Origin of the sequence: Accumulibacter sp. (genome assembly GCF_036625195.1) — a bacterium.
GTDB lineage: Bacteria > Pseudomonadota > Gammaproteobacteria > Burkholderiales > Rhodocyclaceae > Accumulibacter.
On sequence record NZ_JAZKUG010000001.1, the window covers coordinates 1,501,582 to 1,521,583 of the forward strand.

Here is a 20,002-nt window from a genome sequence, read left to right on the forward strand (position 1 = left end):
TGGTGGGCGACATTCTGCGATGAATCGGCCTTTGGCGGCAGAGAAAAGTCGCGTCAGGCGAGCGAACCGGGCAATGGCTCGGGGGTGCGCGGCGATGCCACCGGTCGAGTGACGGGTCGGAGCCATCCATGGCGGATGGCGCCACTCGACCGTCGAGGGGGTGACCAACGGTGGGCCATCCCGCCTCACTTGACCGTGACGATATCGCTCTTCATCGGTGCCAGGACGGCGATCAACTCGTTCTGCTCCTTGGCGGGAACCTTGAACTTGTCGAGCGTCCGCGTCAGGTCTTCGACCAAGGCAGCAAAGTCTGCTTGGCTGATCTTCAGGTGGGCGTGCGCCGACTTCATGTCACGTCCGGTGTATCGGCAGGGGCCGCCGGTGCCGGCACAGATTTGCTCGACGAGCAGCATCTTCAGGCGGGGTATGTCGGTGTTGGCGAACTGGCCGTTGATCCGCTTGTCTGCGGCGACGTTGCCGACGAAGTCGTCCACGACGGCGGTGATCGCAGGCTTTCCACCAAGGCGATCGTAGAGCGAAGGCGATCGTGTGGCTGGGCCGCCGGCGCAGGCGACCAGCGTCAGCGCGAAAGCGGTTCCCAGGATCAGTCTTGACAAGGCATTCATGGTTCTCTCCTCTCAGGTGTCGGAAACATCGCAGCGGGTTGCTGCGACGTTCTCCCGTTACGAGGGGAGTCGCCTCCTGGATGCATGAAAGCCGTGCCCGCCCACCCGCGTCACCGTCCGCATGGGCCCGGAATGTCGTAGCGGCGAGCCACCGTGCCCGATCGCTGGCGACCTTCCGCGGTCTCCGGATCAGTGCCGCGGGGCTGACTGGGGAAGGCTGTCGTAGAGAGCGCCGAACTCGAGGCTGAGCTTGTGTCGCGGGTCGAGATGGATCATGGGTCGCGCGAGGTGGTGCGATTCCCGGATCTTGATCGACGCGGACAGGAAAGTGGACAGCACTGGCAGTCCCTCGGCACGCAGTTCCTCCACCAGGCGCAGCGGCAGGTTGGCGCGAGCCTGGTACTGGTTGACGACGATGCCCTCGATGCGCAGGCCATGATTGTGGTCAGCCTGGATCTCGCGCACGCTGTCGAGGAGGGCATAGAGCGCACGCCGCGAGAAATCGTCACAATCGAAGGGAATCAGGCAGCCATCGGCAGCAATCAGAGCCGAGCGCGTGAAGAAGTTGAGTGCCGGCGGGGTGTCGATATAAACCTCGTCGTAATCATCGAGTTTCTCGAGCGCTTCGCGCAGCTTGTACATCTTGTAGCGGGACTCGAGCTTGAACTGGACTTCCTCCAGACGCGCGTCCGACGGCAGCAGCGCCAGATTGGCGTATGGCGTCGGCACGACGTAGGTGGCGAGCGCTTCGGGGAAAAGCCGGTAGCCCAGGAGGTCATCAAAGAAGTTGGCGAGCGTCTTCTTCTGCTCGTCGAGAGCGGGTCCCAGCACGTAGCGGGACGCGTTCGCCTGCGGGTCGAGGTCGATCAGCAGCGTCCTTCGACCGCGTTCAGCAGCAACCGCCGCCAGATTGCAGGCGATGGTTGACTTGCCCACACCACCCTTCTGATTGAAGATCACTCTGCGCACGCGATTCACCCCGGACATGATGAGGAATTGCCGCCAGTTTAGCCAAGTCCGGCAGCGGCGTCGACTGGCGGCCGCACAGGTGGCGCGCCGATCGTCCGGGTGTCGGGCAACGGCCCGTTTCAGAGCGCGTCGGCAAGCACCCGGTTCAACCAGCCGCCAATGTCTGCCAGTTCCTCCAGGCAGACCGAGTGAGCGGTCGCGTAGCCACGCCACTGCAGCGGGTAGCCTCGTGCCTGCAGCAGCCTGGCCGATCGCTTGCCCAGATCGTAGGCGATGACCGGGTCGGCGCGGCCATGTGCCATGAAAATCGGGACGTCGCCGTTGGCCGTCTGCGCTTCGTCCGCCAGCGTGTCCGCCTGCGGCAGGTAACAGGAAAGCGCCAGGATTCCGGCCAGTCGCCGCGAATGGCGCAGACCGCAGTGCAAGGCGATGACGCCGCCTTGGGAGAACCCAGCGAGGACGATGCGCTCGTCCGGGATGCCGCGCGAATTCTCTCGTGCCAGCAGGGCCTCCACCTGTCGCGCGGATTCGCGAACGTGCTCGCCTTCTTCGCGTCCGGGCGCGAAGTCGGGCGAGACGATGTCGTACCAGGCGCGCATCACGAAGCCGCCATTGATCGTCACGGGTCGCATCGGCGCGTGCGGGAAGACGAAACGGACGGCGGGCAGTTGATCGAAGTCGAATTCGTCGACGATCGGCTCGAAGTCGTGGCCGTCGGCACCGAGGCCGTGCAACCAGACGATGGCGCACTGCGGAGCTTCGCCCGTCGTTCGTTCGACCGCTGGCAGCAAGGGGGTATCGGCCGCGGCAGTGTGCTCAAGGTCGATCATCGTTCAAGACTCCGGATGGTTGTCGTCGGCCGGAATTCTAGCACCGGGGGGATTGCTCCCGCGACGCGCGACGCAAGCTCAGGACTTGCGGATCTGTGCCATCACCGCCCGTGTGATGGCGTTCGTACCGTCCTCGCCGCCGAACTCGACCGGGCAGACGAGCGCCAGCGCCCTCTCGACCGCATGCTCGATGATGCGCGCGCCGTGCGCCAGTCGCGGCTCGCCATGGCGCTCGGCGAGCCAGTCGAGCATCAGCGCTGCCGAGAGGATCTGGGCAACCGGGTTGGCGATGCCCTGGCCGGCGATGTCGGGTGCGCTGCCGTGGGCGGGTTGAAAGACGGCGTGCTGGTCGCCGATGTCGGCTGAGGGAACCAGTCCGAGGCTGCCCACGAGCCCAGCGGCCAGATCGGAGAGAATGCCGCCAAAGGCGTTCTCGGTGAGCAGCACGTCGAAGTCCCAGGGCGATCGCACCAGGTTCATCGCCGTGGCATCGACGTAGGCGTGCGTTGCCTGCGTCTCCGGGTGCGTCGCTGCCACTTCATCGAAAACCTTGCGAAAGAAGGCCATCGAGACCAGTGCGTTGGCCTTGTCGACGCAGGTCACGCGGCCCGGTCTCCGCCTGCTCCTGGCACGTCGCGCTGCCACGTGGAACGCGAACTCGGCAACCCGTCGGCTGCCGGTGCGCGAGATGATCATCGTTTCGCGCGCGATGCCGTCATCGTCGACGGTGCCACGCAGGCGCGACTGCAGAAGCCCCTCACTCTGCTCGCGTACCACGACGAGGTCGATCCGCGCCGCCTGCTTGTCGATCAGGACACGTGGCAGGCTGGGGTAGCTGCGGATCGGTCGCAAGCCGGCATAGAGATCCATCGCCGCGCGAAGATCGAAGTGCGTCGCGATCTCGGTGCCGTCCGGATAGCGCACGTCGGGGAGACCGATGGCGCCGAGGAGAACAGAGTCCGCTCGCTTGCATTCGTCGAGGCTTTCCTGCGACAACGCGATACCGGTCTTCTGGTAATGCGCCGCGCCGCCTTCGAGGTGGCGGAAGTCGAAGGACAGGCCGCCGAGTCGGTCGCGCAGGACCTCGAGCACCTGCAGGCAGGCGCCGACGACCTCGGGGCCGATGCCGTCTCCCGGCAGAACGGCGATGTGGAAGCACGGGTCTCGTTTCATCCTTGCTGATTCCTCTTGTCGTTCAAGTCGAACCGGCCGGAGGCGGCTGGCGCCACGTACACGCTGCCCCCCGCCTGTTGCCAGCCGCCGATGATACACCCAGCCGTACGCGCAGCATCGTGCTCCCGGTAGGGAACAGTCGGGCCAGGAGCGCGCCGCCCTGTCGCCACGATCGCTGGCCTCGGCTGCCGGCGGACAGGCGGTCACCGGTCCACAGCGGTGGTCGCGACCGTCCTGAATACTGAGCCGTGCTGTCGGCAGGTGGCCTCTTCATGATCCATCGTGACGTCGTGCATCATGGCCCGATCGACTCGCGGATGACGGGTGCGACCGGTCAGAGGAGCCCGACGTAAGCCCGTGTCAGCGGCTTGCCCCAGTACAAGGCGAGGATTCCGGCGATTGCCAGATAGGGCCCGAAAGGGATCGGCACGCTGCGCCCGCGTCTGGCGAGCACGATCAGGCCGATGCCGACCACGGCGCCGAGGAAGGACGACAGCAGCACGGTCAACGGCAGCAGTTGCCACCCCAGCCAAGCACCGAGAGCGGCGAGCAGCTTGAAGTCACCGTAGCCCATTCCTTCCTTGCCGGTGACGAGCTTGAACGTCCAGTAGACCAGCCAGAGGAAGAGATAGCCGGCAACCGCGCCGATGACTGCCGACTGGAGGTCGGTGAACGTGGCTGACAGGTTGAACAGCAGTCCTGCCCAGAGCAAGGGCAGCGTGATCGCGTCCGGCAGCAACTGGGTGTCGAAGTCGATGCAGGTCAGGGCGATCAGGCAGCAGCTCATCAACATGGCGCCGAGGGCATTCCATCCGGGCCCGAAGTGATGCGCGGCGAACGCACAAAGAAGAGTGCTGAAGATCTCGACCAGTGGGTAGCGTGGCGAAATGCGGGCGCTGCAGGCGGAGCAGCGACCGCGCAACAGGAGCCAGCTGACGACCGGGATGTTCTCGATGGCGCTGATCTGGTGGGCACAGGACGGGCAGCGCGAGCGCGGCCTGACCAGCGAGAAGGGCTCTGCTGCCGACGCCGACTCCTCGCCACGCAGCTCGGCGCAATGGAGGTGCCAGTCACGTTCGATCATCCGCGGCAGGCGGTGGATGACGACGTTGAGAAAACTGCCGACGAGCAGTCCAACCAGGCCGCTGAGGAAGGTGAACAGCGCGGGGTCGACCTCGCCGGCGAGGATTCCCGGCATCAATGTGAAAGTCGCGTCAGCGACTCGCGAATCCCCCGTCTCCCGCGCGCGGGAGACGGGTCGGGGTTGAGGGCAACGGTCATGACGTTCATCATTCGGGGTTTCTCGACAGTCATGACCGTCAGCCGACCACGGCCCCCAGCTTGAAGATCGGCAAGTACATGGCGATCACCATGCCACCGATCAGGACACCCAGGACGACCATGATCATGGGTTCCATCAGGCTCGCCAGCGCCTCGACCGCATCATCGACCTCCTGCTCGAAGAAGTCGGCCACCTTGCCGAGCATCGAGTCGAGCGCACCGGATTCCTCGCCGATGGCGACCATCTGGTTGACCATGTTCGGGAACAGCTGGGTGTTCTGCATCGCCGTCGTGAGACTGGTGCCGGTGCTCACTTCGTTCTGGATTTGGCGCGTCGCCGCCTTGTACACGTAGTTTCCGGCAGCGCCGCCGACCGACTCGAGCGACTCGACCAGTGGCACGCCGGCTGCGAACATGGTCGCCAGTGTCCGCGTCCAGCGGGCGATGACCGACTTGCGGATGACATCACCAAATACCGGCAGCCTGAGGAACATCCGGTCAAAGGCGATCTGCATCTTCTCCGAGCGTTTCCAGGTGTAGAAGAAGCCGTAGATCGACAGGCCGATGCCACCAAACAGCAGCCACCAGTACTCGACGACGAAGTCCGACATGGCGATCACCAGCAGCGTCGGCGTCGGCAGATCGGCACCGAAGCTCTTGAACACCTCCTTGAATGCCGGGATGACGAAGATCATGATCACCGCCGTGATGATGAAGGCGACGACGATGATGGCCACCGGGTAGAACAGCGCCGCCTTGATCTTCGACTTGATGGCGATCATTTTCTCCTTGTAGGTGGCCAGACGATCGAGGAGCGTCTCCAGGATGCCGGCCTGCTCGCCGGCGGCCACCAAGTTGCAATACAGGGCGTCGAACTGCACGGGATACTTGCGAAAGGCCTGCGAGAGAGAGCTTCCGGTTTCGACGTCGGCCTTGATGTCGAGCAGCAGTTTGCCGACGGCCGGGTTGTCATGGCCGCGGCCGACGATCTCGAAGGTCTGCAGCAGGGGTACCCCGGCCTTCATCATCGTCGCCAACTGGCGGGTGAACAGCGTGATGTCCTTTTCGGTGATCGTCCGCCCGCCCCGGAAACGCTGACGGCTGATCTTGCTGACGAGAATTCCCTGCCGTCGCAGGGTGGCCTGCACGACCGTCTGGCTGGAGGCCCGCTGCTCACCGCGCACGATCTTGCCCGCCTTGTTCTTGCCTTCCCAGAGGAAAACGAACTCCTTGACTTCAGGTACGATCTTTTTCGCAGGTTTTGCCGCAGTCGCCATTCTTCCCCCGTCTTCAAGCGTTGGTGCTGCCGAGAACCTCGTCGAGAGAGGTCAGCCCTTGCTTCACTTTCAGCAAGCCGGCACGGCGCAGGTCGAGCACGCCCTCCTGCCGCGCCTGCAGGGCGATGTCGCGCTCGGTGCCGTTCGCCATGATGATGTGCTGGATCGCATCGCTGACCGGCATCACCTCGTACAGACCGACGCGTCCCTTGTAGCCGGTGCCCTTGCAGCGATCACACTCGCCCGGACCATAGAGTGTCCAGCTTCCATCCAGGTCGCCTTCCTCGAAACCCGCGTCGAGCAGGGTCTCGACCGGCGTCGCAAGCTCCTTCTTGCAGGTGCAGAGGCGACGGACCAGGCGCTGGGCGGTGATCAGCAGGATGCTCGAGGCCAGGTTGAAGGTCGGGATCCCCATGTTCATCAGGCGCGTCAGAGTCGCCGGCGCATCGTTGGTATGCAGGGTCGACAGCACCATATGGCCCGTCTGGGCGGCCTTGATGGCAATCTCGGCGGTCTCGAGGTCGCGGATCTCGCCCACCATGATGATGTCCGGGTCCTGGCGAAGAAAGGCCCGCAAGGCAATCGGGAAGGTGAGTCCCGACTTCTCGTCGACATTGACCTGGTTGATGCCCGGCAGGGGTATCTCGGCTGGATCCTCGGCCGTCGCGATATTGACTCCGGGCCGATTGAGGATGTTGAGGCAGGTGTAAAGCGAAACCGTCTTGCCGGACCCGGTCGGGCCGGTCACCAGGATCATGCCGTAGGGACGATGGATGGCCTCGAGCAGCAGCGCTCTCTGGTCTTCCTCGTAGCCGAGGACCTCGATCCCCAACGTTGCCGAGGCGGGGTCGAGGATGCGGAGGACGATCTTTTCACCATACATCGTCGGCAGAGTGCTGACGCGGAAATCGATCGCCCGGCTCTTCGTCAGGACGAGGCGCATGCGCCCGTCCTGGGGGATCCGCTTCTCGGCGATGTTGAGACGAGAGATCACCTTGATCCGCGATGCGATCTTCTCCTTGATGACCAAGGGCGGCGCTGCCACCTCGCGCAGCACCCCGTCAGTACGGAAGCGGATACGATAGTTCTTCTCATAAGGCTCGAAATGGATGTCCGAGGCGCCTTCGCTGATCGCGTCGAGCAACATCTTCTGGATGAAGCGGACGACTGGTGCGTCGTCTACTTCGAGTGCCGCCGCGTCCTCAGTCTTCTCGGTGGCCTGCTCGTCGGTGAACTCGAGGTTGATGTCCTCGCTCGCCAGGCTGCGCAGGGTTTCTTCGGTCGATTCGGAAAGGCGGCTGACGAGGGGCGCAAGCTTGTTCTCCTCGACGATGACCGGATCCACCGCCAGTCCGGTTTGAAAGCGGATCTCGTCGAGTGCCCTCAGGTTGGTCGGATCGGCAATGGCGACGGCGAGGCGATTGCCGCGCTTGTGCAGAGGAACGACACGGTGCGTCGCGATCAGTTTGCGGTCGATCGCATTCTTTTGGATGTGCGCGTCGTCGAAGGCAGCCAAGTCGAGCAGTGGATAACCGAACTTGTCGGCGGCAAAGCGCGCCAGCTCGATGAAGCTCGCCTTTCTCGCGGCCACCACCTCTTCGATCAGTGTCGTCTTTTTCGATGCCGCCTGGGCCAGCAGGGCCTCCGCCTCGGCCTCCTTGAGCCGACCGGCCTGGACCAGCGCACGGGCGAAACCGTTAAGTGGTGATTGTTGCGGATTGGCTGCCATTGTCGTTTGCCATCGGACCCTGCAACTCGTTGTAGACCATCACACCCCGACTCCAGGGAGAGCCTCGCCCGATGATGCATTGGCGGAAGGTATTTGTAAAGCCGCGCGCTCGCGATCGCGATGGGGTTTCTTGCCAGCCCGGCACGGATCGGTCGAGAGCGCCCGGCTGCCGTTTCCCACCCGCCGCGACAGCGGCCGACGGCTGGCGAGAGGATCGCTCGCGTTACTTGCTCGCCACGTCCACCACCACGAGTGCGGTCATGTCGACCACTCGCCGCACGCTTGAGGTGGGTGCCAGCACGTGTACCGGGCGGGCCGCACCGAGCAGGATGGGGCCGACCGACATGCCTTCGCCGCCGGTCATCTTGAGCAGGTTGTAGGAGATGTTGGCGGAGTCGAGGTTGGGCATGACCAGTACGTTCGCTTCTCCGGTCAGCGGCGATTGCGGGTCGGATTGCCTGCGAATGGTCTCGCTGAGCGCGCTTTCACCGTGCATTTCGCCGTCGATCTCCAGTTCGGGCGCGCGCGCGCGAACCAGGGTCAGGGCGTCGGCGACCTTGCGCGCAGAAGCGGTTTGCGACGAGCCGAAGTTCGAGTGCGACAGCAGCGCCACTTTCGGCCGGATCTTGAAACGGCGCACGGCATCGACGGCCATCAGCGTGATCTCGGTCAGCTGTTGGGCGTCCGGGTCTTCATTGACATGCGTATCGCAGAGGAAGAGTGCTCGGCCCGGAAGCAGGACATGCGTCATCGCCGCCATCGTCGTGCACCCCGGCGCCTTGCCGATGATTTCGTCGACCTGCCGCAAATGGTGCGCAAAGCGTCCGGAAAGTCCGCAGATCATCCCGTCGGCGTGGCCGAGGCGCACCAGCATGGCGCCAATGATGGTGTTGTCGTTGCGCAGGCGGGACTTTGCGATGTCGATCGTCACCCCGTGTCGCTTGCGCAGCTCGTGGTAGGCCGTCCAGCATTCCCGGTAGCGGGTGTCGCTGTTGGGATCGACCACTTCGATCTGTGAGCCGATGCGCAGCTTGGAGCCGATGCGCTGCAGGCGCGCGGCGATCACGTCCGGGCGGCCGATCAGGATCGGTCTCGTCAGGCCCTCGTTGAGGATCGTCTGCGCTGCGCGCAACATCCGCTCGTCCTCGCCGTCGGGATAGACGATCCGGGTCCTGCGTCCGCGCTTTGCCGCGGAGAAGATGGCGCGCATGCCGACACCGGCCTGGTACACGAACTCGCGGAGTCTTTCGCGGTAGGCCGCGAAGTCGGCGATCGGTCGGCTGGCGAGACCGGTGGTCATTGCCGCTTGCGCGACCGCCGGTGCGATGGTGGTGATCAGGCGCGGATCGAAAGGCTTCGGGATCAGATAGTCGCGGCCGAAGCTGAGCTGCTCGCCGGGATAGGCCATCGCCACTTCGTCGCTGACTTCCTGGCGCGCCATTTCCGCCAGCGCCTTGACGCAGGCCATCTTCATCTCCTCGTTGATGCCCCTTGCGCCGACATCGAGTGCGCCACGAAAGATGAAGGGGAAACACAGCACATTGTTCACTTGGTTGGGGTAGTCGGAACGACCGGTGGCGATGATCACGTCCGGCCGCACCTCCCGCGCCAGTTCGGGCATGATCTCCGGGATCGGGTTCGCCAGCGCGAAGACGATCGGTTGTGTCGCCATGCGCGCCAGCATTTCGGGCTGCAGCAGTCCGGCGGCCGAGAGCCCAAGGAAGACGTCTGCCCCGTCGATTGCGTCGGCGAGGGTTCGCGCCTCGGTGTCGCGGGCGTAGCGTGCCTTCGTCGGTTCCATGTCCGCTTCACGCCCGACGTAGATGACGCCCTTCGAGTCGCAGACGATGATGTTTTCGCGCGACACGCCAAGGTCGCACCACAGGTTGAGGCACGAGATCGCCGCCGCGCCGGCACCCGAACAGACGACCTTGACCGCCGCTGCCTTCTTGCCGGTGATCCGGAGGGCGTTGAGAATCGCTGCCGCGGAGATGATCGCGGTGCCATGCTGGTCGTCGTGGAAGACCGGGATCGACATGCGCTCCTTGAGCCTTGCCTCGATGTAGAAGCACTCGGGCGCCTTGATGTCTTCCAGGTTGATGCCACCGAGGGTCGGTTCCATGGCAGCGATCATGTCGATCAGGCGGTCCGGGTCGCTTTCGGCAAGTTCGATGTCAAAGACATCGATGCCGGCGAACTTCTTGAACAGACAGCCTTTGCCTTCCATCACGGGCTTGGCGGCGAGCGGACCAATGTTGCCCAGACCGAGCACGGCGGTGCCGTTGGTGATGACGCCGACGAGGTTGGCGCGCGAGGTATACAGACTCGCCGCATCGGCAGCGTCGACGATGGCGTGGCATGCGTGGGCGACTCCCGGAGAATAGGCGAGTGCGAGATCGATCTGGTTGCTCAACCCCTTGGTCGGCTGGACCGCGATCTTTCCCGGAGTCGGGTAACGGTGATACTCGAGGGCCGCCTCGCGAAGGTCGGCCTGCCGCTGATCGTTCTCCATCGTGTCTCCTGACCCTTGGTCTGTCGTTGTGCGGGCCTGCAAATGTAGCCGAGACCCGCTCCTTCCACCAGCCGGATGTCGTCGCATTTGCCGGCACAATGGCGTGCTGTGCGTTCTTTTGCGGCGAAAAGACGACAGATCTGTCCCCGTCATCGACGCAGCCGATGGCCGTGGGCTGCGTGCGGCGCGGCAACCCGGTGGCGATGGGCGACGAGCCGCTCATGGTCGCTGCAGCCGACGCCCCGCCGGCGATGCCGGGCGCGCGTTGCGAACCGGCTCGCGGTAGAATGTCCGGCAAAACCAGCAACCCGGATGCCACCGTGCTCTTCTCGGCGTTGCGAGACACGTTCGACTACCAATGGGAGATGATGAATGGGCCAGACCGCCACCAGTAACCTTCGCACCGTCGCTCTCGTCGGCCATGGTGCTGCCGGCAAGACTTCGCTGGCAGAGAGCCTGCTCGCCGCAGCCGGGGCCATCAGCAGCCGCGGCAGCGTCGACAAGGGCAGCACCGTCTGCGATTTCGATCCGCAGGAGAAGGAACTCGGGCACTCCCTGAATTCGGCACTGGCAAGCTTCTCCTGGCAAGGCGTGCAGGTGCACATGGTCGACACACCGGGCTTCCCGGACTTCGCCGGGCAGGCGATCGGAGCCCTGGCGGCAGTGGACACGGCGCTGGTGGTGATCAATGCGCAGAATGGCATCGAACTCACCAGCGAACGGATGATGCGCATGGCTGCCGCCCGCGGCGTTTGCCGGATGATCGTGATCAACAAGATCGACGCCGAGAACGTCAACCTGCCAGCGCTGCTTGCCAGCATCCGGGAGCGCTTCGGCCGCGAGTGCATGCTGCTCGACCTGCCGAGCAAGCAGGGCAGCGAGGTGGTCGAGGTTCTCGGTCATGATGATGGCGACAGCGATTTCGAGTCGGTGGCCGCGGCACATCGCGCGCTGATCGACCAGATCGTCGAGGAGGACGAGGATCTGTTGGCGCGTTACCTCGAGGAAGGTGTCGATCCGACCCCGGATGAACTGCATGTGCCCTTCGAGCGCGCCCTGCGTGCCGGCCACCTGGTGCCGATCCTCTTCGTCTCGGCACGGACCGGCGCTGGCATCCCGCAACTCCTCGACGTTCTTGCCCGCCTGGCGCCCAATCCGAGCGAAGGCAACCCGCCGCCGTTCTACCGTGGCGAGCCGGGCGGTCCGAGCGAAGCCTTCCAGGCCGAGCCGGACCCGCAGAAGCACGTCCTGGCACACGTCTTCAAGGTCGTCAGCGATCCCTTCATCGGCAAGGTGGGCGTCTTCCGCGTCCATCAGGGAACGATCCGCAAGGACTCGCAACTCTTCGTCGGCGACGGGAAGCGGCCGTTCAAGGTCGGCCACATCTATCGCCTGCAGGGCAAGGAGTATGTCGAGGTGGACAGCCTCGTTCCCGGTGACCTGGGTGCGATTGCCAAGGTCGATGAGATCGAGTTCGACTGCGTTCTGCACGACTCGCATGACGAGGATCACATTCATCTGGTGCCGCTCGAGTTTCCGCAGCCGATGCAGGGCCTGGCGGTGCACGCGCGGCGCAAGGCCGACGAACAACGGTTGTTCGAGATCCTGCACAAGCTCGAGATCGAGGATCCCTGCTTCAGGGTCGAACGTCATCCGACAACCAACGAGACGGTGATCCGCGGCATCGGCGAAATGCACCTGCGCGCCAAGCTCAGCCGTCTGGCGCAGCAGTACAAGCTGGAACTCGACACCAAGCCGCCGCAGATCGCCTATCGCGAGGCCATCACGGCCAGTGCCGAAGGCCATTGCCGGCACAAGAAGCAGAGCGGCGGTGCCGGCCAGTTCGGTGAAGTGATGCTGCGGGTCGAACCGCTTGAGCGCGGTGCCGGTTTCGAGTTCGTCGATATCGTCAAGGGTGGCGTGATTCCCGGCGTCTTCATGGCGGCCGTGGAGAAGGGCGTCCGGCAGGCACTCGTGGATGGCGTCGTTGCCGGCTTCCCGGTCGAGGACCTGCGGGTCACCGTACATGATGGCAAGTCACACCCAGTCGACGGCAAGGACATCGCGTTCTTCACCGCCGGCCGCAAGGCAACGGTGGAGGCGATCCGCGCCGCCAAGCCCATCATCCTCGAGCCGGTCGTCGATATCGAGATCCTCGCGCCGGATTCGATGACCGGCGACGTCACGGGTGACCTGTCGAGCAAACGCGGCCATCTGACCGGCACGCAGCCACGCGGACCCGGTGTCATGGCGATCAGCGGCGAGGTGCCTTTGGCGGAGCTTGAGGGCTACCAGTCGCGTCTCAAGTCACTGACCGGTGGACAGGGTTCGTACAGCATCGCCTTTTCCCATTACGCACAGGTGCCACCGGCAACGCAGCAGCAACTGGCGGGACAGCACAAGGTCGTCGAGGAGGACTGAGGGCAGCGGAAACCGGCGACGCGAGCGCGTGGACAAGGCTTTCAAGCTGTCGCACTGGTTCCTGCCGCTGGCGCGTCGCGTGCTCTATGCGTGGGTGCGCACGACGGTCTTCCCCGAAAGCCCGCAGGAACTGCAACTCGACCCAGCACGGCCTGTTTGCTACGTCCTGCAGGACAGGCATCTCTCCAATTTGCTGCTGCTCCTGGAGGAGTCGCGGCGGGCCGGGCTGCCGCGAGCCGACTCGCCGCTGCTGCTGGGCAAACAGCGCTGGCCGCGCTCGTTCTTCTTTCTCAACCGCGATCGCAGCCTCGCCGGCCGGGCGCGGAATGGTAACAGTCACTCGGCCTTGCTCGCCGGCCTGATGCACCAGGCCGTTGCCGATCCGCAGATGGACGTCCAGTTGGTGCCGGTGGTGATTCTCTGGGGACGCAGCCCCGACAAGCAGGATTCGGTCCTCAAGGCGCTGTTCTCGGAGACCTGGCGCCCGCCGGGTGCCTGGCGGCAACTGGCGGCAATCCTTCTCCATGGCCGCAGTGTGCTGGTGCGCTACAACCCGCCGATATCGCTTCGCCATCTCCTGCAGGGCGGGCTCGACGAGGAGCAGGCACTGCGCAAGCTGGCGCGCATCCTGCGGGTGCACTTCCGCCGTCAGCGGCAAATGGCGATCGGCCCCGACCTGTCGCACCGCAACACGCAGGTCAACGCAGTGATCGCCGGCGAGCGCGTGCGCGCAGCGATCGAGCAGGAGGCTTCGACACACGGCATCCCGGTTACCGAAGCGAGGGCACGGGCTGGTCGCTTCGCGCTGGAGATCGCTTCGGACTACTCGTACGGCGTCGTACGCGCCCTCGAGCTGTTCCTCGCCTGGTTGTGGACGAGACTCTACGATGGCATCGAGCTGCACCACTTCGATTCCGTCACGCGCATCGCAGCCGGCCAGGAGATCGTCTACGTGCCCTGCCACCGCAGCCACATTGACTACCTGTTGCTGTCTTACGTCATTCTCCGGCAGGGGCTCACGCCGCCGCATATCGCTGCCGGTGCCAACCTTGACCTGCCGCTGGTCGGCGGCCTGCTGAGGCGCGGCGGTGCTTTCTTCCTGCGCCGCAGTTTCAAGGGCGAGCCCCTGTACGCTGCCGTTTTCCATGAATACCTCCACCTGATGCTGGCGCGCGGTTTTCCGATCGAGTACTTCATCGAGGGCGGCCGCAGTCGCAGTGGTCGGATGCTGACACCAAAGGCGGGGATACTCGGCATGACCGTGCAGAGTTTCATCCGTGAGCATGCACGGCCGCTGATCTTCGTCCCGGTGTACATCGGCTACGAGAAGATCATCGAAGGCAGCACCTATCTCGGCGAACTGGCCGGCAAGCCGAAGCAGCGGGAATCGCTGCTCGGCCTGTTGCGCAGCGTGCGCGCCATCAAGCGGGTCTTTGGCAAGGTGCATGTGAACTTTGGCCAGCCGCTTGCCCTGGCTGGTTTTCTCGATCAACATCAACCGGGCTGGCGAGACACGGACGAGAGCGACGAGCCGCCGTGGGCCCGCAGTGTGACGCGCAGGGCTGCAGCCGAGCTCGCCAAACGGATCAACGAGGCGGCCGTCCTCAACCCGGTCAACCTGATGGCGCTGGCGCTGCTGGCGACGCCCAAGCATACCGCCGACGAGCACGCGCTGCAGCGCATGATCGAGCACTACCAGGCGCTGGCTGGCGAGCTGCCCTATGCGCCGAGCAGCGTCCCCTGTGGGCTCGAACCACCGGCAATCATCGCCTACAACGAACGCCTGACGGTCGTCGAGCGTTTCGCCGACCCGTTGGGCGATCTGATCCGTGTGCGTGACGGTCAGGCTCCGCTTCTCGCCTACTTTCGCAACAACGTCCTGCATCTCTTCGCCCTGCCGGCGGTCATCGCCTGCCTGCTGAGTCTGAACCGCAAGCTCGATCGAGCCCGCGTGGCACAGGCGGTCTGCGGCATCTGCGGCCTCATGCGGGCGGAACTCTTCCTGCGCTGGTCCCCGGGTGAACTCGAGTCGGCGAGCGAGGCGGCGATTCGCGCGTTGGTGGCGCGCCGGCTGTTGGTCTCATCGGCGCTGCAGACGGAGGTCGCTGCGCCGGAAGCGATCAGTGACGAATTTGCCGAGCTGCATCTGCTCGGTGAGACCATCCGTCCATTGCTCGAACGTCACTTCCTCACCCTCGCGCTGCTGCAGAGCCACGGCAGTGGGCAGACGACGCGGCGGCAACTGGAAGACAACTGCCATCTGCTGGCGCAGCGGCTCTCCCTGCTCTACGAGTTCAATACCTCCGAGCTTCCCGAGAAGGCAACCTTTTCGGCCTTCATTGGCAACCTCATCGAAGCCGAGTACCTACGCGAGGACGAGGACGATCGCTTGTGCTTCGACGAGCGGCTGATGACGCCGCTTGCCCACTCCGAACTGGTTCTCTCGCCTGAAGCCAGGCAGGCCATCAGGCGAATCGCCGGTACCGGGGCGCACCTGTAGCAGTGCGCTCCGTCGTCAGAACGACCAGCGGAGACCCACAGCCCAATTGATTCGTTCGCGTCGTTCAAGAAAAATCGCAAGCACTTCTCGCTCGCGCCCTGCCTCTCGGCCCGCTCGCGACGCGGTCTTCACGGCCTCCCCGGCCGGGCGCCAACCGTCGCCGTGGCCATGGCGAAGATTGGCAAGGCGGCAGGGGCGCGCGAGGTCGCCATTTCCAACGACTGGCCGGGGCGGGCGGCAAGCCCTCAGGCGCGACCTCGGCGAGCCGCCTGTTCGAGCCTCTCCTTCTCCGCCATGACCTTGTTGGCGTAGCTGGCCTCCGGATCATCGGGAGCGCCACCATAGTGCTGCAACCCCGCAGTCAGGCTGCCGCGCCAGCGAATGGCCTCCTCGAGGACATGGACGCCAACCTGGATGTTGGTTACCGGGTCGAGAAAGGGCGTCTCACCCGCGCCCGCCGGGACCTTGTCGAGATGATAGCCGGGAATCACCTGCATCAGACCCTTGGCGCCCACCGGGCTTTCGGCGAAGGGATTGAAGCGCGACTCGATGCCGATGATGGCGATGATCAGCAGCGGATCGAGGCGCCGTTCGCGACCCACCCGTTGTGCCGCTTCGAAGATCGGCACCAGGGCTTCCGGCGCCACGCGGTAGCGGCGCGACACCGCGTCCAGAACGCGATGCAGCCGTGCCGAAAGGACCGGTTGCGGGGCAATTCCGGCTTCGTCACCCGCGCTTGACGGTGCGGCTGCCGCTTCGCCGGTCACGATCGTCTGGGCGTTGTCGGTGGCGTCGACTTCGATCCAGTGTTTGAAGCTGCCGAGAAGCAGCATCAGCCCGACGACCATCAGGCTGTGCTGGAGGAAACTCAGGCTCACGTCGACACGACGCGGGTTGAAGCCTTTCAATGCAATGGTTGTGGACATGCTCTCTCCTTCACTTTCGTCGTCGCGCACGAAAGACAACGCGGCGATGGACGGTTGCAGGCGGGTGCAAAGCCTCGGATGCTCGGGGTACGCAACCCCTGAGGCCGGAACTCTGTTCTCGGGAAAAGCTCGCGAACAGGGCGGCGAAGATGCAGCGACGACGCTGCGAATTTGCTTGTTTGATACTGGAGGGCCTCGACTCTATTGGCTAATGCCGCTTTGGTCAACCCCCCCGCACCTCCCGGGCAAGCGACGCGTCGCTCCACGGTCCTTGGCCGTTGCGCGAAAGGGTACCCGTTCAGCCCGTCATGGCGAACGTCGACGTGCCTGTCGCCGAAGCAGAATGGCCGTCACTCAAGCTCGTATAATCATGACTCCCTGTCGCCGCAAGGCTCTGCGGATGGCAGGCAAGCCTCGATGCTCGGTCCACCGGTGGACCGCTCCCGAGAGACATCGCCAGGCGGGCATGGCGGGCTGTTTCCGCACGGTGCCTTGCGGCTGGCTGCACAGCCTGATTGACGGAATCCCCGATGGACGTTGTCCTGCTGCTGTTCCTCATCGTGCTCAACGGCATTTTGGCGATGTCCGAGATTGCGGTGGTTTCCGCGCGCCAGTCGCGCCTGCAGAAGCTGGCCGAGGATGGTTTTTCGGGTGCGCGCTCGGCGCTGGCGCTGCAGCAGGAACCGTCGACCTTCCTGTCGACCGTCCAGGTCGGAATCACCACGGTCGGCATCCTCAGCGGGGCCATTGGCGAGGCGACGCTGGCCGCTCCGCTGGCCGAGTGGCTGGGCTCGATCGCCCTGCTGGCACCGCATGCCGATACGGTCGCCCTGACGCTCGTGGTGGTGGCGGTCACCTACTGCTCGGTGGTCGTTGGTGAACTCGTGCCCAAGCGTCTCGGCCTGTTGGCGCCGGAGCGTGTGGCGTCATTCGTCGCCGGGCCGATGGGCGTCGTGTCCCGCCTGGCACGGCCGCTGGTGTGGCTGCTCTCGTCCTCGTCCAGTTTGGTCCTGGGGCTGCTCGGTGCGCATCGGACGCAGGACTCGACAGTCACCAACGACGAGATCAAGGTCCTCATGGGGCAGGGCGCCGAAGCGGGAGTATTCCATGCCAGCGAGCAGGCCATCGTTTCCAACGTCCTGCGTCTCGACGAGCAGCGGATCAGCGCCATCATGACGCACCGCAAGGACATCTATCTGCTCGACCTGAACGACGGCGAAGAGGTGATCCGTCATCGCTTGGCGAACAGCCCGTACCGACGCATCGTCGTCTGCCGGGACGGCCTTGACCAGATCGTCGGCGTCCTGCGGACCAGCGATCTGCTGCAGGGAGTCCTGCTGGGGCAGCCGCTGGAAGTGGAGGCTTTCGTCCGCCCGGCGCTCTACGTTCCGGCGAGCGTGACGACGACCCAGTTGCTCGAAACCTTCCGGCGGGCGCATCAGCAGTGCGCGCTGATGGTGGACGAGTACGGCGGCCTGCAGGGTCTGGTGACCCTGACCGATGTGCTGACCTCGATCGTTGGCGATCTGCCGACTTCGGACTCCCCGGATGAACTGGATATCATCGTTCGCGAGGATGGCTCGTGGCTCGCCGACGGCAGCGTGCCGATCGAGCGTCTCAAGGCGGTTCTCGCCATCCACCCGGAACTGCCCGGTGAAGAGGAGAATGCGTTCAATACCCTGGGCGGGTTCGTGATGTACGTCCTCGGCAGGATTCCGCTGCCCGCCGATCACTTCGTCGTCGAGGGGTTGCGCTTCGAGGTCGTCGACATGGATCGCCACCGCGTCGACAAGGTGCTGATCGCGCGCCTCCCGGAAGTGGGCGGGTCGGGTCGCAGCGACTGAGACCGCGGGCGCTGCCGCTTCAGCCGCTGCCTGTGGCTCGCCAGTACTGGTAGGCGAGTGCCAGCCGGGCGCCGGCGATGATCGCGAACAGGCTGAGGAAGGAGCCGGCGGCGAGGGTCGAAACCCCGCTGACACCCTGCCCGATCGTGCAGCCCAATGCGACGACGCCACCAAAGCCCATCAGCGCGGCGCCGACGAGGTGGTTGGCGGTGTCCTCCAGATCGTTGAAGCCTTCCCAGCGGAAGCCGCCGCTGAGGAGCGCATGAGCGAGGCTGCCGCAGACGACGCCGAGCGCGCTGGCGATCGCGAAAGTCACCCGGCGGCTGCTGTCGGACCACAGAAGAAGCAACTCCAGCGTGTAAGCCTGTGGCGCGACGAAGGTCAGCGATTCCATGCGGCCACTGTTGGTGGCGAGATAGGCTTCCTGCAGCGTTTCCGGATCCTCGGCGAGATGGCCGAGATGGCCGCTGACGTACCAGCCAGCGACGACCAGGGCGCCAACGGTGGCGCCGCCGAGGATTTGCGCGGCAGCCAGGCGGGGACGACCTAGCAGCACGGCAGCCAGCAGGCCGCCGCCAAGCAGCGCGGCACAAAGCGCCGGCGCCGGCCCGGGTGTCAGCCCGAGGTTCGCGACCAGCTCGGGCAGGCCCGGGCCGTCGGGCAGATGCAGTGCGACCGGTTCGAGCACCTCGACACGGAAGACGGCGAGCACGCCGCGCATCGACATGGACGCCACCAGCGCGAGGACGATGAACACGACCACTGCCTTGACGCTGCCGGCGCCGATACGCATCAGGGTCCTGGCACCGCAGCCGGAGGCGAGCACCATGCCGAAGCCAAAACAGAGGCCGCCGGCGAGATGCGACAGCCAAGTCAGGTTGTGGCCGCGATAGATCGACCTGTCGACATCGATGAGCCCCGTTTCATGCAGCGCCGCCGTGCCGAGGATGGCCAGTGCAATCGCCAGTAGCCACATGCGCATGCGACCCCAGTCGCCGAGGATGGCGATGTCGGCAACGGCTCCCATGGTACAGAAGCGCGTCCCGCTGGCGACGGCGCCGAACACCAGGCCGATGGCGAAGGCGAGCCAGATGACCGTGGTGGCGCGATCGGCGACGCTCATCGGCGCATTTCCGGAGGCTGGCGGTTGGCGTAAGGGGTTGGATCGGCGACTCCGGCGGCGGCAAAACCGGCACGTCGCAAGCGGCACGAGTCGCACACTCCGCACGCGCGTCCGGCCGCGTCAGCCTGATAGCACGAGACGGTGATGCTGTAGTCGAGCCCGAGCTCGAGGCCGCGGCGGATGATCTCGGCCTTGCCGAGATCGATCAGCGGCGCATGGATGCGCAGTGCCGATCCTTCCACCGCCGCCTTGGTCGCCAGGTTGGCCATCCGTTCGAAAGCCGCGATGTACTCCGGGCGACAGTCGGGATAACCCGAGTAGTCCACCGCGTTGACGCCGATGAACACATCCCGACTTTCCAGGACCTCGGCCCAGGCCAGCGCCAGTGACAGCATGACGGTGTTGCGGGCAGGTACATAGGTCGCCGGGATGCCCGGACGGAGCCCGTCCACCGGCAGCGCTGCCGAGGTGTCGGTCAGCGCGGAGCCGCCGAAGTCCTCAAGACGCAGGCGCACGATGCGATGTGCCGTTGCCGCCAGTGCCTGCGCAACCGCCGCCGCAGCCCGCAACTCGCTGCTGTGACGCTGTCCGTAGTCGAGCGACAGGCAAAAGCAGGCAAAGCCGCTGGCACGGGCGATCGCCAGCGTCGTCGCTGAGTCGAGTCCTCCCGACAGGAGAACGACACAGCGCTTGCTGGACTCTGACAGCGGACTGCTCATGGACGGAGACTATACCGCGTTCCGGCGGTGCCGGGTCGCTCGCGCTGCCGCGGATTGCCTGATCGACGTGTG

General features: G+C 65.0%; 15 protein-coding genes. 4 read left to right on the forward strand and 11 right to left on the reverse strand.

The window, feature by feature from the left end; translation table 11 throughout:
- Positions 1–185 precede the first annotated feature (185 nt).
- The 8 genes from V5B60_RS06530 to V5B60_RS06565 form a co-directional block, all read right to left on the reverse strand.
- Positions 186–626 (reverse strand): group I truncated hemoglobin, encoded by a 441-nt coding sequence (locus V5B60_RS06530; RefSeq protein ID WP_332346241.1) that lies wholly within the window; start codon positions 624–626, stop codon positions 186–188.
- A 189-nt stretch (positions 627–815) separates the two neighbouring features.
- Positions 816–1,595 carry a ParA family protein gene (locus V5B60_RS06535; RefSeq protein ID WP_332346242.1) on the reverse strand — a complete coding sequence of 260 codons (780 nt, stop codon included), beginning with the start codon at positions 1,593–1,595 and terminating at the stop codon, positions 816–818.
- A gap of 119 nt (positions 1,596–1,714) precedes the next feature.
- The gene (locus tag V5B60_RS06540; protein WP_332346243.1) at positions 1,715–2,425 is read right to left on the reverse strand and encodes an alpha/beta hydrolase; all 711 of its coding nucleotides are present in this window, start codon (positions 2,423–2,425) and stop codon (positions 1,715–1,717) included.
- Between the two features lie 78 nt (positions 2,426–2,503).
- Entirely contained in the window at positions 2,504–3,598 is a 1,095-nt protein-coding gene (locus tag V5B60_RS06545; protein ID WP_332346244.1) for an isocitrate/isopropylmalate dehydrogenase family protein, read from the reverse strand.
- Between the two features lie 334 nt (positions 3,599–3,932).
- Positions 3,933–4,796 (reverse strand): prepilin peptidase, encoded by an 864-nt coding sequence (locus V5B60_RS06550; RefSeq protein WP_332346246.1) that lies wholly within the window; start codon positions 4,794–4,796, stop codon positions 3,933–3,935.
- Positions 4,797–4,917: 121 nt separating this feature from the next.
- On the reverse strand, positions 4,918–6,156 hold the full coding sequence (locus V5B60_RS06555; RefSeq protein WP_332346247.1) for a type II secretion system F family protein: 1,239 nt from the start codon (positions 6,154–6,156) through the stop codon (positions 4,918–4,920).
- Between the two features lie 13 nt (positions 6,157–6,169).
- Positions 6,170–7,885 (reverse strand): type IV-A pilus assembly ATPase PilB, encoded by a 1,716-nt coding sequence (gene pilB / locus V5B60_RS06560; RefSeq protein ID WP_332346248.1) that lies wholly within the window; start codon positions 7,883–7,885, stop codon positions 6,170–6,172.
- A 223-nt stretch (positions 7,886–8,108) separates the two neighbouring features.
- Entirely contained in the window at positions 8,109–10,397 is a 2,289-nt protein-coding gene (locus tag V5B60_RS06565; RefSeq protein ID WP_332346249.1) for an NADP-dependent malic enzyme, read from the reverse strand.
- Positions 10,398–10,561: 164 nt separating this feature from the next.
- Between V5B60_RS06565 and V5B60_RS06570 the strand changes: the two genes are divergently transcribed.
- From V5B60_RS06570 to plsB, 3 genes are read left to right on the forward strand one after another with little or no spacing between them, the layout of a single operon-like run.
- Positions 10,562–10,792 carry a hypothetical protein gene (locus V5B60_RS06570; RefSeq protein ID WP_332346250.1) on the forward strand — a complete coding sequence of 77 codons (231 nt, stop codon included), beginning with the start codon at positions 10,562–10,564 and terminating at the stop codon, positions 10,790–10,792.
- Positions 10,770–12,818, forward strand: a complete 2,049-nt coding sequence (gene fusA / locus V5B60_RS06575) for an elongation factor G (RefSeq protein WP_332346251.1) — start codon at positions 10,770–10,772, stop codon at positions 12,816–12,818. Before V5B60_RS06570 ends, fusA begins: the two co-directional genes overlap by 23 nt.
- A gap of 28 nt (positions 12,819–12,846) precedes the next feature.
- Positions 12,847–15,318 (forward strand): glycerol-3-phosphate 1-O-acyltransferase PlsB, encoded by a 2,472-nt coding sequence (plsB, locus tag V5B60_RS06580; RefSeq protein ID WP_332346252.1) that lies wholly within the window; start codon positions 12,847–12,849, stop codon positions 15,316–15,318.
- Positions 15,319–15,563: 245 nt separating this feature from the next.
- On the opposite strand, the gene V5B60_RS06585 is transcribed toward plsB, so the two are convergent.
- Complete coding sequence (locus tag V5B60_RS06585; protein WP_332346253.1) at positions 15,564–16,244, reverse strand: transglycosylase SLT domain-containing protein; 681 nt, start codon at positions 16,242–16,244, stop codon at positions 15,564–15,566.
- A 530-nt stretch (positions 16,245–16,774) separates the two neighbouring features.
- Between V5B60_RS06585 and V5B60_RS06590 the strand changes: the two genes are divergently transcribed.
- Positions 16,775–18,088: a hemolysin family protein gene (locus V5B60_RS06590; RefSeq protein WP_332346254.1), complete on the forward strand. Its 1,314-nt coding sequence runs from the start codon at positions 16,775–16,777 to the stop codon at positions 18,086–18,088.
- A gap of 19 nt (positions 18,089–18,107) precedes the next feature.
- Here V5B60_RS06590 and V5B60_RS06595 read toward each other — a convergent pair whose 3' ends face one another.
- Entirely contained in the window at positions 18,108–19,211 is a 1,104-nt protein-coding gene (locus V5B60_RS06595) for a YeeE/YedE family protein (RefSeq protein WP_332346255.1), read from the reverse strand.
- Entirely contained in the window at positions 19,208–19,930 is a 723-nt protein-coding gene (gene queC / locus V5B60_RS06600; RefSeq protein WP_332346256.1) for a 7-cyano-7-deazaguanine synthase QueC, read from the reverse strand. Before queC ends, V5B60_RS06595 begins: the two co-directional genes overlap by 4 nt.
- Positions 19,931–20,002 lie beyond the last annotated feature (72 nt).